This is a genomic window from Clostridium sp. AF12-41 (genome assembly GCF_003461685.1).
Lineage (GTDB): Bacteria > Bacillota > Clostridia > Lachnospirales > Lachnospiraceae > Otoolea > Otoolea fessa.
This window is the reverse complement of sequence record NZ_QTXO01000001.1, coordinates 795,461-809,804: the sequence shown is the minus strand read 5'-3', so window position 1 is coordinate 809,804 and position 14,344 is coordinate 795,461. Positions and strand designations below refer to the sequence as shown.

At 49.7% G+C, this 14,344-nt stretch carries 12 protein-coding genes and 3 tRNA genes; 14 read left to right on the top strand and 1 reads right to left on the bottom strand.

What is annotated here, in order from left to right; translation table 11 throughout:
* The first annotated feature begins 180 nt into the window (after nt 1-180).
* On the top strand, nt 181-810 hold the full coding sequence (gene sigK / locus DWV73_RS03515) for an RNA polymerase sporulation sigma factor SigK (protein WP_022358454.1): 630 nt from the start codon (nt 181-183) through the stop codon (nt 808-810).
* Nucleotides 811-1,009: 199 nt separating this feature from the next.
* Here the strand turns inward: sigK and galE are convergent, their stop codons facing one another.
* Nucleotides 1,010-2,035: a UDP-glucose 4-epimerase GalE gene (gene galE / locus DWV73_RS03510; RefSeq protein ID WP_117795725.1), complete on the bottom strand. Its 1,026-nt coding sequence runs from the start codon at nt 2,033-2,035 to the stop codon at nt 1,010-1,012.
* 288 nt (nt 2,036-2,323) lie between these two features.
* Between galE and DWV73_RS03505 the strand changes: the two genes are divergently transcribed.
* The 13 genes from DWV73_RS03505 to DWV73_RS03445 all read left to right on the top strand — a co-directional run bounded on the left by DWV73_RS03505 (nt 2,324) and on the right by DWV73_RS03445 (nt 14,281).
* The gene (locus DWV73_RS03505) at nt 2,324-3,946 is read left to right on the top strand and encodes a putative DNA modification/repair radical SAM protein (RefSeq protein ID WP_117795723.1); all 1,623 of its coding nucleotides are present in this window, start codon (nt 2,324-2,326) and stop codon (nt 3,944-3,946) included.
* Between the two features lie 20 nt (nt 3,947-3,966).
* Complete coding sequence (locus DWV73_RS03500) at nt 3,967-4,764, top strand: TIGR03915 family putative DNA repair protein (protein ID WP_107000433.1); 798 nt, start codon at nt 3,967-3,969, stop codon at nt 4,762-4,764.
* Between the two features lie 329 nt (nt 4,765-5,093).
* Nucleotides 5,094-5,387 carry a hypothetical protein gene (locus tag DWV73_RS03495; RefSeq protein ID WP_107000077.1) on the top strand — a complete coding sequence of 98 codons (294 nt, stop codon included), beginning with the start codon at nt 5,094-5,096 and terminating at the stop codon, nt 5,385-5,387.
* Nucleotides 5,388-5,570: 183 nt separating this feature from the next.
* Complete coding sequence (locus DWV73_RS03490) at nt 5,571-5,963, top strand: GntR family transcriptional regulator (protein ID WP_107000076.1); 393 nt, start codon at nt 5,571-5,573, stop codon at nt 5,961-5,963.
* Nucleotides 5,950-6,849: an ABC transporter ATP-binding protein gene (locus tag DWV73_RS03485; protein WP_117795722.1), complete on the top strand. Its 900-nt coding sequence runs from the start codon at nt 5,950-5,952 to the stop codon at nt 6,847-6,849. The genes DWV73_RS03490 and DWV73_RS03485 overlap by 14 nt, the downstream gene beginning before the upstream one ends.
* Nucleotides 6,850-6,853: 4 nt before the next feature.
* Nucleotides 6,854-9,241 (top strand): DUF6449 domain-containing protein, encoded by a 2,388-nt coding sequence (locus tag DWV73_RS03480; RefSeq protein ID WP_207661036.1) that lies wholly within the window; start codon nt 6,854-6,856, stop codon nt 9,239-9,241.
* 249 nt (nt 9,242-9,490) lie between these two features.
* Nucleotides 9,491-10,066 (top strand): zinc ribbon domain-containing protein, encoded by a 576-nt coding sequence (locus DWV73_RS03475; RefSeq protein ID WP_117795718.1) that lies wholly within the window; start codon nt 9,491-9,493, stop codon nt 10,064-10,066.
* A gap of 3 nt (nt 10,067-10,069) precedes the next feature.
* Nucleotides 10,070-10,576, top strand: coding sequence for a small multi-drug export protein (locus tag DWV73_RS03470; RefSeq protein ID WP_022358562.1), 507 nt, complete (start codon nt 10,070-10,072; stop codon nt 10,574-10,576).
* 211 nt (nt 10,577-10,787) lie between these two features.
* Nucleotides 10,788-13,460 carry a heavy metal translocating P-type ATPase gene (locus DWV73_RS03465; RefSeq protein ID WP_117795716.1) on the top strand — a complete coding sequence of 891 codons (2,673 nt, stop codon included), beginning with the start codon at nt 10,788-10,790 and terminating at the stop codon, nt 13,458-13,460.
* 73 nt (nt 13,461-13,533) lie between these two features.
* Nucleotides 13,534-13,869, top strand: coding sequence for a metal-sensing transcriptional repressor (locus DWV73_RS03460; protein WP_022358560.1), 336 nt, complete (start codon nt 13,534-13,536; stop codon nt 13,867-13,869).
* Between the two features lie 130 nt (nt 13,870-13,999).
* Nucleotides 14,000-14,073, top strand: a tRNA-Pro gene (locus tag DWV73_RS03455).
* A gap of 18 nt (nt 14,074-14,091) precedes the next feature.
* Nucleotides 14,092-14,163 (top strand) — tRNA-Glu (locus DWV73_RS03450).
* A gap of 45 nt (nt 14,164-14,208) precedes the next feature.
* A tRNA-Thr gene (locus tag DWV73_RS03445) sits at nt 14,209-14,281 on the top strand.
* Nucleotides 14,282-14,344 lie beyond the last annotated feature (63 nt).

Here is a 14,344-nt window from a genome sequence, read left to right as displayed (position 1 = left end):
CCGCCAGATTTCAGATGCTCTGGTAACTTAGTTACCGAGTAGTTCACACGCAGCGGATTTATAACCGGCTGGATGGTATGATTTTTAGCGCCCTTTCTAAAATCGGAAAAGCAAGTGGTGCACTGGAAAAGCCACCGAAGCATAAACTATCAGTAAGTAAGCTTCAGGGTGGCTTTTTCTTTGCATACATTTCCAAAGCCTTTGACACCTGGAGAGGAACGGTCCTGTCTGGAACGCATGAAAGAGGGAGACCATGAGGCACGCAATACTCTGATAGAGCGAAATTTACGGCTGGTGGCGCATGTGACCAGAAAATATCAGGGTACAGATTATGAAATGGAAGATCTCCTGTCGATCGGCACCATCGGGCTCATTAAAGCGGTCAATACGTTTCATCCGGAGCGGGGATCGCGGTTGGCGACGTATGCGGCGAAATGTATCGAGAATGAGATTCTGATGACCTTCCGTGCTGGTAAAAAATATGCAAAGGATATCTCGTTATATGACCCGATCGGGGTAGATAAAGACGGAGAAACCGTCAGCCGGATGGATGTGCTGGAGGCAGAAGGAAAAGAAGTTCTGGAAACCATTATTTTAAAGCAGGAAATTGAACAGCTTTACCGCGCCTATGAAGCGTGTTTAAAAGAAACAGAGAAAATCGTCTTACGCAGCCGGTACGGGCTGTTTGGCGGAAAGGAACAGACGCAGCGGGAGATTGCCGCCAGACTTGGGATTTCGCGTTCTTATGTGAGCCGGATCGAGAAGCGGGCGCTGGAAAAAATGCGGCGGGGATTTGCGGAACACAAATAAAGAACAGAAAAAGCGGCTGGCAGATGTTAGGATGGACATCTGTCAGCCGCTTTTGTCATGTAATAGGAAATTTTCTGGAATTCCCTATTACACAAAAAGGCACTAACGTGCCAATGATGCGCACTCGCGCGAAGCAGAAACATGTCGCAAGCGACCGCGCTCGGCGCGAGAATGTGCCAAGCACATTCTTTTTCATCTCTTAGTCCTCAGCGTCCCGATATCCGTTCGGGTTCATCGACTGCCATTTCCAGGAGTCAGCGCACATCTCCTCAATGCCGTACTGAGCTTCCCAGCCGAGTTCATTTTTCGCTTTGGTAGCATCGGAGTAGCAGGTTGCGATATCGCCGGCGCGGCGTGGCTTGATTTCATAAGGAATTGTTTTGCCGCAGGCTTTTTCGTAAGCCTTGACAACATCGAGTACGCTGTAGCCTTTGCCGGTGCCGAGGTTGTAGATATATACGTCTGGCTTATCGTTAAATTTTTGGAGTGCTTTTACATGACCGACTGCAAGGTCAACTACGTGGATGTAATCGCGCACACCGGTTCCGTCCGGAGTCGGGTAATCATTGCCGAAGACACCGAGGCATTTCAGCTTGCCGACAGCAACCTGTGCGATATAAGGAACCAGGTTGTTCGGGATTCCCTTCGGATCCTCGCCGATCAGACCGCTCTTGTGTGCACCGATTGGGTTGAAGTAGCGGAGCAGAACGACATTCCATTCCGGATCTGCCACGTGCAGGTCAGTTAAAATCTGCTCAAGCATTCCCTTTGTCTGACCGTAAGGGTTTGTGATTTTGCCTTTCGGGCATTCTTCGGTGATCGGGACGAATGCCGGATCTCCGTATACGGTAGCGGAGGAACTGAAAATGATTTTCTTGACGCCATGATTGCGCATTACGTCGCAGAGAATCAAGGTTCCGGTGATATTGTTGTGGTAATATTCCAGTGGCTTCGCAACGGATTCTCCGACTGCCTTTAAGCCTGCAAAATGAATGACCGAATCGATGGATTCTTTCTCAAAAATCTCATTGACTGCCTCGCGATCCAGCATATCTGCCTTGTAAAAGGTTACATGCTTGCCGGTGATTTTCTCCACGCGGCGCAGCGCTTCCTCACTGGCATTGTAAAGGTTGTCCATGACAACGACCTCATATCCGGCGTTTAAAAGTTCGATGCAGGTATGACTGCCGATGTAACCGGCGCCTCCAGTAACTAAAATAGCCATTGTAAACTCCTCCTTCATCCTACCTATAAGAATAATTCATTTTATACCTTCAATCTTTCTTTATTATAAACGCGGCTTGCGAGGAAAACAATCGGAAATATTGTCATGTGTTATCGAAATTATATTTTAAGAGGAAGTTTAACAACGCTTTGCGTAGAATTGGAAAGACTCGGATACAGTGTGCGTGATGATAGAATGTGCGTTCGAAAAACAGCTTGCATTTAAAAAGAGGGTGTGATATGATAAATACAGAACGGATGTTCGAGAAACGGGAGGAGGCAGAACCTCATGCTGATACAGGAAAATCTTTCAATCGAAGAAAAGTTAAGTATTTTATCGGATGCGGCGAAGTATGACGCCGCCTGCACATCCAGCGGCGTGGGTAGAAAGGGAAAGGAAGGCTTTCTTGGAAACAGCCGGGTGGACGGCATCTGCCACAGTTTTGCCTCGGATGGGCGCTGTATCTCCCTGCTGAAAATTTTATTTACGAACCAGTGCATCTATGACTGTCATTACTGTGTCAACCGTCGGAGCAATGACACGGTCCGTACCTCCTTTACGCCGGAGGAGGTCTGCCGTCTGACGATGGAATTTTACCGGCGCAACTATATAGAGGGATTGTTTTTAAGTTCCGGTGTGCTGGAGACACCGGATCACACGATGGAACTGCTGTATCAGACCTTGTACCGCCTTCGGCGCGTCCATCGATTTAACGGTTACATCCATGTGAAAGCAATTCCGGGGGCAGATCCGGAGCTGATTGAGAGAGTGGGCTTTCTGGCGGACCGGATGAGTGTGAATCTGGAGCTTCCGACGGCTGATGGTCTGGCGCGCCTGGCACCGGGAAAGACGCGGGACAAGATACTGCGCCCGATGCGCCAGATCCAGACTGGGATCGCGAGACAGCTGGAGCAGGAAGGGCGTCTGGAGAGCAGAGGGGCATGGCTTCCGCAGAAAGAGCGCGGAGAAATTCAGATTCCGGGAGACGGGAGAAATGGAATTGGTGGTAAAGCGATAGGAAAAGGGGAAAGGGAATGTCTGCAGGCTGACAAGGGAATTCTGAGTCCGAATCAGACAGAGACAAAGATGGATTGGGGGCGGAATGGAGACAAGGTAAAAGGATTTATGAGGTCGAAAGAGCCGGGGAAAATGGATGAAAGGGTTGGAAGGACACATACACCGGAGATCCCCCGTGTCATCCCAGGACGATCGATCTATGGCAGTTTCGGACTGGGAAATATCTCAAACCGCAAGAATTATTTCGTCCCCGGCGGTCAGAGCACACAGCTCATTGTCGGGGCGACTCCGGAGAGTGATTATCAGATGGTTGCGGTCGCGGAAGCGCTGTATCGGAATTTTGGATTAAAGAGGGTCTTTTATTCGGCGTTTATCAAGGTGAATGAGGACAGCCTGCTTCCGGATCTTCCGGACGGACCGCCGCTTCTGCGGGAACACCGTCTGTACCAGGCGGACTGGCTGATGCGCTACTACGGCTTCCGGGCATCGGAACTTCTGAGTGAAAAGCACCCTAATTTTAATGTGTTTCTGGATCCGAAGTGCGACTGGGCGCTGCAGAATCTGGGTGAGTTTCCGGTGGAGATAAACCGGGCACCGTATGAGACACTTCTGCGTGTTCCGGGCATCGGGGTAAAGTCTGCGATGCGGATTGTCGCAACGAGAAAACAGGTGGCGCTTCGGTTTGAAGATTTGAAGAAGATGGGAGTTGTGCTGAAGCGGGCAGTATACTTCATTACCTGTTCAGGGCGGATGATGTACCCGGTGCAGATCCATGAGGATGCGATCGCGGCACAGCTAATCAGTGAAGAGAAGCGGAAGCAGTGGCAGTTGTCACAGAGCGGGCTGTACCGCCAGATGTCGCTGTTTGATGATTTTCATATGGCGCAGGCATGAAGCAGACGGAGGAGAGAAAAATGGTTGTATTTGTATGCGAAGACAGTCCAGAAGGTATATTCACAGGAGTATATGATGCCTGGAACAGCCGCTTAGGGCATGAGAACGTGCGGCTGGAAGTACAGGGCGAATATAATTACAGCCTGTTTTCGGAGTACCGAGAGGTGGCGGTGGATCGGCTCAAGGCACAGAAAGTCGTGCGCTCGGTGCGTCGATCCCTGTCAGAACTGGCGTACAGCTGGATTTACCGCACGGCGCTGAGTGAGCGGGAGGATCGGGCAGAGGCGGTCTACCGCTTTCTGGTCTGTGGGTTTAGCGCAGGGGCAGCAGGGAGACGTATCACGGAAAATTTACAGATACCGGCGGTGCAGACAGTCTTTCAGATCAACCGTGCGGTTGCCAATGAAGCGCATTTGCAGACAGAATTTCTGCGGTTTGCAGAATATTCCGATCATGTACTATTTTCTGAGATTGGTCCGAAAAACCGGGTGACGGCATTGCTGATGCCGTATTTTACAGATCGCCTGCCCTCGGAACCATTTATTATCTATGATAAAAATCACCAGGAAGCGGGAGTCTGGACAGGAAAGGGGCGGTGGTATATGATGCGTGGGGCTGAGACAGAACCCCTGCAGGCGCTTTCCGGGAGAACCGATCAGAGCGAATATGCGGCGCTCTGGAGTGCATTTTTTCATCAGATAGGAATTAAGGAGCGGGAAAATCCAGCCTGTCAGCGGATGCATCTGCCGCTTCGCTACCGGAAATATATGACGGAATTTCAGTTCGGTTCCAACCGTTCAAATTTGGCTAAATTGTGAACAAATCGTAAACACAAAATCGAGAACCTTGTTCATAAAGAAACGAAAAAAGAATAAAAATAAGCCGGAAATCGGGAAAAAACAGCATTGAAACGAGAAAACTGCTGCATATATATTAAGATTTAAAGACCTTAAAAAATAATGTAAAGTCAACAGAAACAAGGACTTTTCTTACGAAAACTTTCGATTTTTGTAAGAAATACGGGATTTATTTAGTGAATGTTAATTATCTATTCATATTTTGGACATAATTTGTTTTTATTATAGGTCACGTACCGATGAGGTACAAGAAAACATAAATCGTATGTTTTAAAGAGGAGAGAATAATTATGAGAAAGAATCTTACAAAAACAGCAGCAATCTTAGTTATGAGTGCAATGGTAGCAGCATCTGCTCTGACCGCTTGCGGCAGCAAAGCAGAGGAGACAACTGCAGCAGCAGAGGAGACTGTAGAGGCAGAAGAGACTGAGGCAGCTGAGGAGACCGAGGCTGAAACAGAAGAGACTGAGGAAGTTTCCGAGGAAGAGACCGAAGAGGCATCTGAGGAAGAGACTGAGGCAGCTGAGGAGACTGAGGCTGAAGCAGAAGAGACTGAGGCAGCTGAGGAGACACAGGCTCAGTAATCAATCTTTGATTGCAGAAGTTTGTTTCTATTCGGATATAACCGAAAAGGTTGTTAAGAAAATCGTAAGAGGGCAGTCGGTTGACAATCGGCTGCCCTTTTTGTATACTATAACTGTATTAAATGAACTAATACACTTATGATTTTTGATACAGGGCAGAATGGAGGAAAGGAGAATGTGAGCGTGATTCTGATTGATTATAAAGATCGACGACCTCTCTATGAGCAGATTGTTGAGAAGCTGTCGGATCTGATGGTCCGGGGGATTTTGGAGCAGGACAGTCAGCTTCCATCCGTGCGGAGTCTGGCAACGGAGCTGTCGATGAATCCGAATACGATCCAGCGGGCGTATGCAGAGCTGGAACGCCAGGGATATATTTATTCGGTTAAGGGCAGGGGCAGTTTTGTGGCGGATAACCGGCAGATTCGGGAGAGGAAGCGGCAGGAGATCTGGGATCAGCTGGAACTTCTGATCCGGGATGCAAAAGGAACCGGCATCACGATGCTGGAGTTCCAGGAGCAGGTCATCCAGAGCTATGGAAGTGAGGAAGGAGGAAACAGGAATGATAAAGGCTGAGAATCTGACGAAGCGTTTTTATGATACAGTGGCAGTCGATCATATCCATGCGGAGATTCACAATGGAAGTGTCTTTGGTCTGATCGGAACTAACGGCGCCGGAAAAAGTACCTTTTTGCGGATGGCAGCCGGTATTTTAAAGCCGGACGAAGGGAGCATTACGGTTGATGATGAGACAGTATTTGAGAATACAAAGGTAAAGGCACGATGCTTTTATATCCCGGATGAGCCGTATTTCTTAAGCAATGGAACGGCGGAAGACATGAAAGTATTTTATCAGGGGATTTACCCGAAGTTTGATGCAGCCCGGTTTGATAAACTGCTAAAGAATTTTGAACTGGAAAGCCGGCGGAAGGTGCAGACCTTTTCGAAGGGTATGAAAAAACAGCTCGCCGTGCTGCTGGGCATCTGCGCGGGAACCGATTATCTGTTCTGCGACGAGACGTTTGACGGGCTGGATCCGGTCATGCGGCAGACGGTCAAGAGTCTTTTTGCCAATGATATCGAGGAGCGGAACCTCACGCCGGTCATCGCCTCCCATAATCTGCGGGAGCTGGAAGATATCTGCGACCATGTAGGTCTGCTTCACAAGGGAGGAATGCTTCTCTCAAAGGATCTGGACGATATGAAGTTAAATATTCACAAGATTCAGTGTGTGCTTCCGGCGGGAGTGGGGAGCAGCGATTTGCAGGGAATCGATATTATAAAGACGGAACAGAGGGGAAGTCTCCTGACGCTTACTGTGCGCGGAAAACGGGAAGAGATTCAGACAATTTTACAGGCGTATCATCCGGTGTTTTTTGAAATGATACCGCTTTCCCTGGAAGAGATCTTTATCAGTGAAACGGAGGTGGCTGGTTATGACATCAAAAGGCTTGTTTTTTAAATATATGAGAGAAAATACGAAGCAGCGTCTCTGGAGCGTGGCGCTTACCGCACTTTTGTGCTTCTTTCTGTTTCCAGTCCTGACAGCGCTGGAAACCAGCATAATGCTGCGTCCGGATAACTTGTCTAAAGATCTGAGCGTCGAAGCGGCGTTAGCAGAAGCAAAATTAAAGCTGACCAATGAGATGCTGCATATGTATTCGATCCAGAATGCAATGCTGGTATTTATCCTGATTGTGACGGCGGTGGTGCTGGCAGCGTCCGGTTTTTCGTATCTCCATTCGAAAAAGAAAACGGATTTTTTTCACAGCCTTCCGATCAGCCGTGAAATGCTTTATACTGTGACCTGCCTGGACGGTATCCTGTATCTGGCAGTCCCGTATCTGGTATTTCTGCTGGCGGCAGGAGTGATGCTGCAGGTAAAGGGCGCACCATTTTCATGGGGAACCCTGCTGATTGGGTATATACAGCATATGTGCTTTTTTACACTGGTGTACATGACGGTTGTGCTGGCAGTGATTCTGACAGGCAATCTGATCGTGGGTTTACTGGGAACCGGCGTGTTTTTTAGCTGGGGACCGGGTGTGGCTGCAGTGGTATCGACGTATTTTTCCGAATACTTCATGACGTTTTATGACAATGGCAATTTTCTGCTGCGCTGGTGCGAGCGAACCTCACCGGTTTTCTGGTACGGCACGGCAACTGGTTCGGATCATCCCACCCGGATGGCAGTCATTGCATTGGCAGTGGCAGCCCTGCTCTTTGGCCTGGGAATGTTCCTGTACCGGAAACGCCCGTCTGAGGCGGCTGGAAGAGCGATGGCATTTAAGGTAAGTGAGCCGGTGATCCGTTTCCTTCTGGTTGTGCCGATCACACTGTTTTCCGGAATGATTTTCCGGTCAATCCTGAATGATGATATCTGGACCGTGTTTGGCTTGATCTGCGGACTGCTCATCACCAGCTGCCTGATCGAAATTATCTATCATTTCGATTTTAAGAGCTTGTTTGCACATAAGAGACAGCTTGTCATCAGTGCGGTGGCAGTGGCAGCCATTTTCTTAGGGTTCCGCCTGGATGTGGCAGGATATGACAGCTATCTGCCGGATGCTGACAAGGTTGCATACGCGGGTATTTACTGTGATGCGCTGGACAACAATGCGGCAGGGGCTTACCATGTGACTCCGAGAATGTATAGGGATGGCTACAGTGTTAGAATGGAATGGGCGTCCCAGGGAGATGTGGCAGATAAAATGCAGATCTCGGATGAGGATGGAATCCGTGTCCTGCGGGAAATTGGCGCGCAGGGCATCGAGACAGCTTCCAGACAGCGGAAGCATTTGAACGGCGGACAGGATTGGATGAGTGAGGCGGATCTGGATTCACGCTATGATTCGATCGTGCTGTCCTGGCATCTGAACAATGGAAAAACCGTTTACCGTAATTACCGCACGATCAATGTATCGGAGCTGCGGGAACAGCTAGATTCCATTTATGAAAATCAGAGCTATAAACTGGGAATGTACCCGGTGCTGTCCCTACAGGCAGACGATGCCGCAGGCATCAATTACAAAGAGGAAGAGGACTGCAGCCATGTGAAGCTTCCGGATGAGCAGACGAAGGCGGCACTTCTTGCTGCATACCAGAAAGAGCTGATGGCTCTGACGCCGGATATGCGCCGGGAGGAGATGCCGATCGCGGAGATTCAGTTTAAGACAAATGAGATGCAGGCGATGATTGATGTGATTCGTAAAAATGGCGGCTATTATGACACATTTAACCAGTTTGATTATTACCCGATTTATCCGTCCTTCCAGGAGACGATCGCGATTCTGAAACAGTGTGGTACCGAGGTCGGCAGCAAGGTGACGCCGGAAAATACAGAAAAAATCGTGCTTCAGTATCAGGGCGGCAAGATTCCGGAGGATCAGCTGGCACCGGCAGATACAGAGCTTGGAAAACGCCAGCGGGAGTATCTTCAGAATAACAGCAGACGCGAGGTGACGATTACAGATCCGGAACAGATTGCAGAAATTCTTGCAAACTCCGCTTCGGATGATATGGTGCAGATCAATCAAATGGCGGAGGCATATCAGGGGATCAATATTGCAGTATATGTGTCCGGTACAGAGGACACAGGGGCAGTTTCAGAGGATGATTTGAGGGATTCGGTAAATTCAATGGAGGAAAATGAGATAGGTCAGACATATACGGTGGATGCCGGTCAGAATGTCCTGTATGATGGGGAATATGCGGCGGACTATGAAATGGATGAATCGGGTCAGTATGGCATCTACCAGCGCTCGTTCCGCTATGGCAAGGTTCCGGAGTTTGTGAAATCGACCTTTGGCCTGACACCGGAATTGATGCGGCTGAACCGGGTGTTTGCGTATTAAAAAAGCTGCCTGGAGTTGATTCAGGGATGCAAAAGATTGACTTTCTCCCCTGTAGGGGCTAAAATAGGGGGAAACGTAGCGGTTCAGCCGGTTTATGTATTTGATGCAAAAACCGGCTGAATCGTTATGAGAAAATATCAGATGCCTTGGTTTTGCATGAACCTGCCGTTGCATTTAGAACAGCGATGCGCTGTCCCATCAGGCAGAACGAAATTTGAGGCGTACATATCCCGCAGAGGAGGAAGAAATATGGCATTTTTCGATGAGCTTGGAAAGGTGATCAGCGATAAGAGCAAGGAAGCTGCTAACCGGGTAAAGGACATTACAGGCGTATTACAGCTGAAATCGAAGTTGTCCGCCGAGAAAGATAAGATTAATAAGGCATATATCACACTGGGAAAAGCATACTATGACAGACATGAGGGCGAGCTGGAAGGGAAATTTGCAGATGAGTTCCACGCTATCCAGGCTGGGCTTGTGAAGATTGCGTCCCTGGAGGATGAGATTGCCGAGTTAGAGGGCACAAGAGTCTGCGCGGAGTGCGGCGCAAAGGTGGAGAAAAATGCGGCATTCTGCAGCCGGTGCGGTGCGCCGATGGATTCGACGACATCTGCAGATGTGCATGAGCCGGAAGAACCGGAGGAGATGCAGGAGACTATCTTTGAAGAGAAGGATGAAGCCGCAGCAGATAAGGCGGTTGACAACGCAGAAACAGAAGGCACGGCTGGCCCAGACGCGGATTCCGCGGATGCTTCGGACTTTGTTTCGGAGAACACCACCGATACTGCGGCACAGAATGAAAATAACAGCGGGGAGCAGGCATAATTTATGGATTCACTGGTACAATGGTTTACAGCTAATTTATCCGGAGTCATATCGAAGGAGGCAATTATCTTCATTATCTCGATGATTCCGATTCTGGAACTTCGAGGAGGGCTTCTGGCTGCGTCACCGGCACTCTTAAACGTGCCGATCCTGCGGGCGATCCCGATCTGTATCGTGGGAAATATCCTGCCGATCCCGTTTATCCTGCTTCTGATCCGCCATGTGCTGGAGTGGATGAAGAAGGTTCCGTGTTTCCGTGGTATTGCGCTGTGGCTGGAACGCAAAGCGATGAGCAAAAAAGGGCAGATCGAGAAATATGAGTTCTGGGGGCTGATGCTCTTTGTCGGCATCCCGCTTCCGGGAACCGGCGCATGGACAGGCGCGCTGGTGGCATCCCTGCTCCACATGAAATTTGGCAAGGCATTTGGCGCGATTTTAGTCGGTATCGCGCTGGCGACGGTGATTATGTCGATTCTGTCCTACGGCGTGCTGGGCGTGCTGTTTGGATGATGCGCAGATAAAAATGGAATAATGTCTATGCCCGCAAAAGGGCGGCATGGATGCGAATGTATAAAAGACTCTGTAAGGGGAAATTCTCCGGACAGAGTCTTTTTGCGTCCATTATTATTTTGTTGAGAAAAAGAGATCATAAATGAAATTGGGGTTGACATATACCCTATGGGGGTATATTATAAAGGCAGTTAAGAGATAGGAGGAGACCATGAAGCAATATACAGTAACCGGCATGAGCTGCGCGGCATGCAGCAGCCGGGTTGAAAAGGCAGTATCGAAAGTGCCGGGTGTCACGGCATGCTCGGTCAGCCTGCTGACAAATTCGATGGGCGTCGAGGGCGATGTGCCCCCGGAGACCGTGATTCATGCGGTGGAAGATGCCGGATATGGCGCATCCCTGAAAGGACAGGGCACTGCAGCGCAGGCGCAGAGCGCGTCGGAGGCAGAGGACGCCTTAAAAGATCGGGAGACGCCGGTCTTAAAACACCGTCTGATCGCATCGCTGGGATTCTTAGCAGTCCTTATGTATATGTCGATGGGACATATGATGTGGGGCTGGCCGCTGCCGCACTTTATGGATGGCAACCATGTGGCGATGGGACTTTTGCAGCTCCTTTTGGCCGGAATTATCATGGTGATTAACCAGAAATTCTTTATCAGCGGTTTCAAGGGACTTTTACACCGCGCCCCGAACATGGACACGTTGGTAGCACTTGGTTCCGGCGCGTCGTTTATCTACAGCACATATGCGTTGTTTGCGATGACGGACGCCCAGTTAAAGGGCAACGACACGGCAGTTATGTCCTACATGCATGAATTTTACTTTGAGTCGGCGGCAATGATTCTGGCGCTGATCACAGTCGGAAAAATGCTGGAGGCGCGTTCCAAGGGAAAAACGACGGATGCCTTAAAGGGACTGATGAAACTGGCACCGAAGACAGCTGTTATCATCCGGGATGGAGTGGAAACAAAGGTTCCGATTGACGAGGTAAAGAAGGGTAATGTATTTGTTGTACGCCCAGGTGAAAATATCCCGGTGGACGGTGTGGTCCTGGAAGGAACAAGCGCGGTCAACGAGGCAGCACTGACCGGCGAGAGTATTCCGGTGGATAAGGCACAGGGTGACCCGGTTTCGGCGGCAACGGTCAACCAGTCTGGTTATCTGCGCTGTGAGGCGACCAGAGTCGGTGAAGATACCTCCCTGTCGCAGATCATCCGCATGGTCAGCGACGCGGCGGCGACGAAAGCGCCGATCGCCAAGATTGCAGATCGGGTTTCCGGCGTGTTTGTCCCGGCGGTTATCACGATCGCAGTGGTGACAACGATTATCTGGCTGTTGGCAGGACAGACGTTTGGATTCGCACTGGCGCGAGGTATTTCCGTACTGGTTATCAGCTGCCCGTGTGCACTGGGACTGGCTACGCCGGTTGCGATTATGGTCGGCAACGGCATGGGCGCGAAAAACGGAATCTTGTTCAAGACAGCTGTTTCGCTGGAAGAAACCGGAAAAATGGACATTGTAGCGCTTGATAAGACGGGTACGATCACCAGCGGCGAGCCGCGTGTGACCGACGTCATCCCGTCTGGAGGTGTGACTGAGAAGGAGCTGGTAAGCCTGGCGCTTTCCCTGGAAAAGAAGAGTGAGCACCCATTGGCGAAAGCTGTTCTTCTCTATGCAAAAGAACAGCAGATTGATGCGCCGGAGGCGGCTGATTTCCAGGCGCTGCCGGGTAATGGACTTTCCGGTACGTTAGACGGCGCTTCACTGGCAGGCGGAAGTTTTTCCTATATCAGCGGACATACGACGGTGTCCGCACAGGAACAGGCATCCTTTGAGCGTCTGGCATCGGAAGGAAAGACGCCGCTGTGCTTTATGAAAAATGGTCGTCTGGCTGGTATGATTGCCGTGGCAGATGTCATCAAGGAAGACAGCCCGCAGGCGGTCAAGGAACTACAGAACATGGGAATCCGTGTGGTTATGCTGACCGGAGATAATGAGCGGACCGCCCGTGCGATTGGGGCACAGGCTGGTGTGGATGAAGTCATTGCCGGAGTACTTCCGGATGGGAAAGAGAGTGTCATCCGCAGCCTGAAAGAACAGGGTAAGGTGGCAATGGTCGGTGATGGTATCAATGATGCTCCGGCGCTCACGCGTGCCGATATAGGTATCGCGATCGGAGCCGGTACAGATATCGCGATTGATGCCGCGGATGTGGTGTTGATGAAGAGCCGTTTGAGTGATGTTCCGGCGGCAATCCGTCTAAGCCGTGCGACGCTTCGAAATATTCACGAAAACCTGTTCTGGGCATTCTTTTACAATGTTGTGGGTATTCCACTTGCAGCCGGTTTGTGGTATCCTATCTTTGGATGGAAATTAAATCCGATGTTCGGCGCTGCAGCGATGAGCTTATCCAGCTTCTGCGTAGTGACGAACGCGCTGCGGCTGAATCTGTTTAAGATGCACGATGCATCGAAGGATCATCCGATGCGGAAGAGGGCTGAGAAGGCTGCTAATAAAGGCGGAGATAAAGCAGAAAACGCAGGTGCAGTTAGGACGGAGGCAGAAGACACCCGGTCAATTGGGCAAACAGCAAATGAAAATGAAACTGTTTCAAAAGAATTGCAAAAAAGTGAGAATCAAAAAAATCATATAAATATGGAGGGAATAACGATGACAAAGACAATGAATATCGAAGGAATGATGTGTGGACACTGTGAGGCACGCGTAAAGAAGGCGTTGGAGGCACTGGCAGGCGTGGAGAGCGCAGAGGTCAGCCATGAGAAAGGAACCGCGGTCGTAAGCATGAGTGCGGATGTGGCGGACGATACGTTGAAAGAGGCGGTTGAGGCACAGGATTATAAGGTGGACTCGATTCAGTAGGATGAAAAAAGCTGCGAAATGGTGGAATTAATATGCCATTTCGCAGCATTTTGATAAAAGATAGGAGAAAAGCATGGGCTGTTGTAAATGTGAATCACAAGCGCAGGTCTGTCAGGGAGGAGAGACGGAACGCCACAAACACAGAAACCTGACCGAAGAAAAAGATCTGCTGAAACGTTTAAACCGGATCGAGGGACAGGTGCGCGGTGTGAAGGCGATGGTGGAAGACGAGCGATACTGCGTCGATATATTAAACCAGGTATCAGCGGTTCAGGCGGCGCTGAACAGTTTTTCCAAAGTCCTGCTGTCCAACCATATCAAAACCTGTGTGGTCGATGATATAGAGGCGGGAAATGGGGAAGAAGCGGTTGAGGAGCTGTGCAAGACGATTCAGAAGCTGATGAAGTAAATATAAATTTATTGAATTGAGCAAACACAAGCAACTATAGCGAAATATTAAACATAATAAATATTTTTAAAAATTCTTCAAAAAAGGTGTTGACATTTTCCTGGATTTATATTATACTACGTCATGTAATCGAGGCGTGGCTCAGTTTGGTAGAGCGCTGCGTTCGGGACGCAGAGGTCGCGTGTTCGAATCACGTCGCCTCGATTCTATTATAAAACATACGGCCTGTTGGTCAAGCGGTCAAGACGACGCCCTCTCACGGCATAAACCCGGGTTCGATTCCCGGACAGGTCATCGAAAGTTGCTTTGGGTTTTCCAGAGCATTTTTCAAATTAAAATGCTTCCTTGGCTCAGTTGGTAGAGCGACGCATTCGTAATGCGTAGGTCGCCGGTTCAAGTCCGGCAGGGAGCTGATGAGTGGAACCCCTCTTGATTATCAAGAGGGGTTTCTTGTATAATTGGAAATACCTTGGAT

What these genes read in the sequence shown, in the direction of transcription:
- DWV73_RS03460 (WP_022358560.1), top strand. Translation starts at nt 13,534, where the DNA reads ATGGGCTGTTGTAAATGTGAATCACAAGCGCAGGTCTGTCAGGGAGGA.
- DWV73_RS03505 (WP_117795723.1), top strand. Translation starts at nt 2,324, where the DNA reads ATGCTGATACAGGAAAATCTTTCAATCGAAGAAAAGTTAAGTATTTTA.
- galE (WP_117795725.1), bottom strand. Translation starts at nt 2,035, where the DNA reads ATGGCTATTTTAGTTACTGGAGGCGCCGGTTACATCGGCAGTCATACC.
- DWV73_RS03470 (WP_022358562.1), top strand. Translation starts at nt 10,070, where the DNA reads ATGGATTCACTGGTACAATGGTTTACAGCTAATTTATCCGGAGTCATA.
- DWV73_RS03480 (WP_207661036.1), top strand. Translation starts at nt 6,854, where the DNA reads ATGAGAGAAAATACGAAGCAGCGTCTCTGGAGCGTGGCGCTTACCGCA.
- DWV73_RS03475 (WP_117795718.1), top strand. Translation starts at nt 9,491, where the DNA reads ATGGCATTTTTCGATGAGCTTGGAAAGGTGATCAGCGATAAGAGCAAG.
- DWV73_RS03465 (WP_117795716.1), top strand. Translation starts at nt 10,788, where the DNA reads ATGAAGCAATATACAGTAACCGGCATGAGCTGCGCGGCATGCAGCAGC.
- DWV73_RS03495 (WP_107000077.1), top strand. Translation starts at nt 5,094, where the DNA reads ATGAGAAAGAATCTTACAAAAACAGCAGCAATCTTAGTTATGAGTGCA.
- DWV73_RS03500 (WP_107000433.1), top strand. Translation starts at nt 3,967, where the DNA reads ATGGTTGTATTTGTATGCGAAGACAGTCCAGAAGGTATATTCACAGGA.
- DWV73_RS03485 (WP_117795722.1), top strand. Translation starts at nt 5,950, where the DNA reads ATGATAAAGGCTGAGAATCTGACGAAGCGTTTTTATGATACAGTGGCA.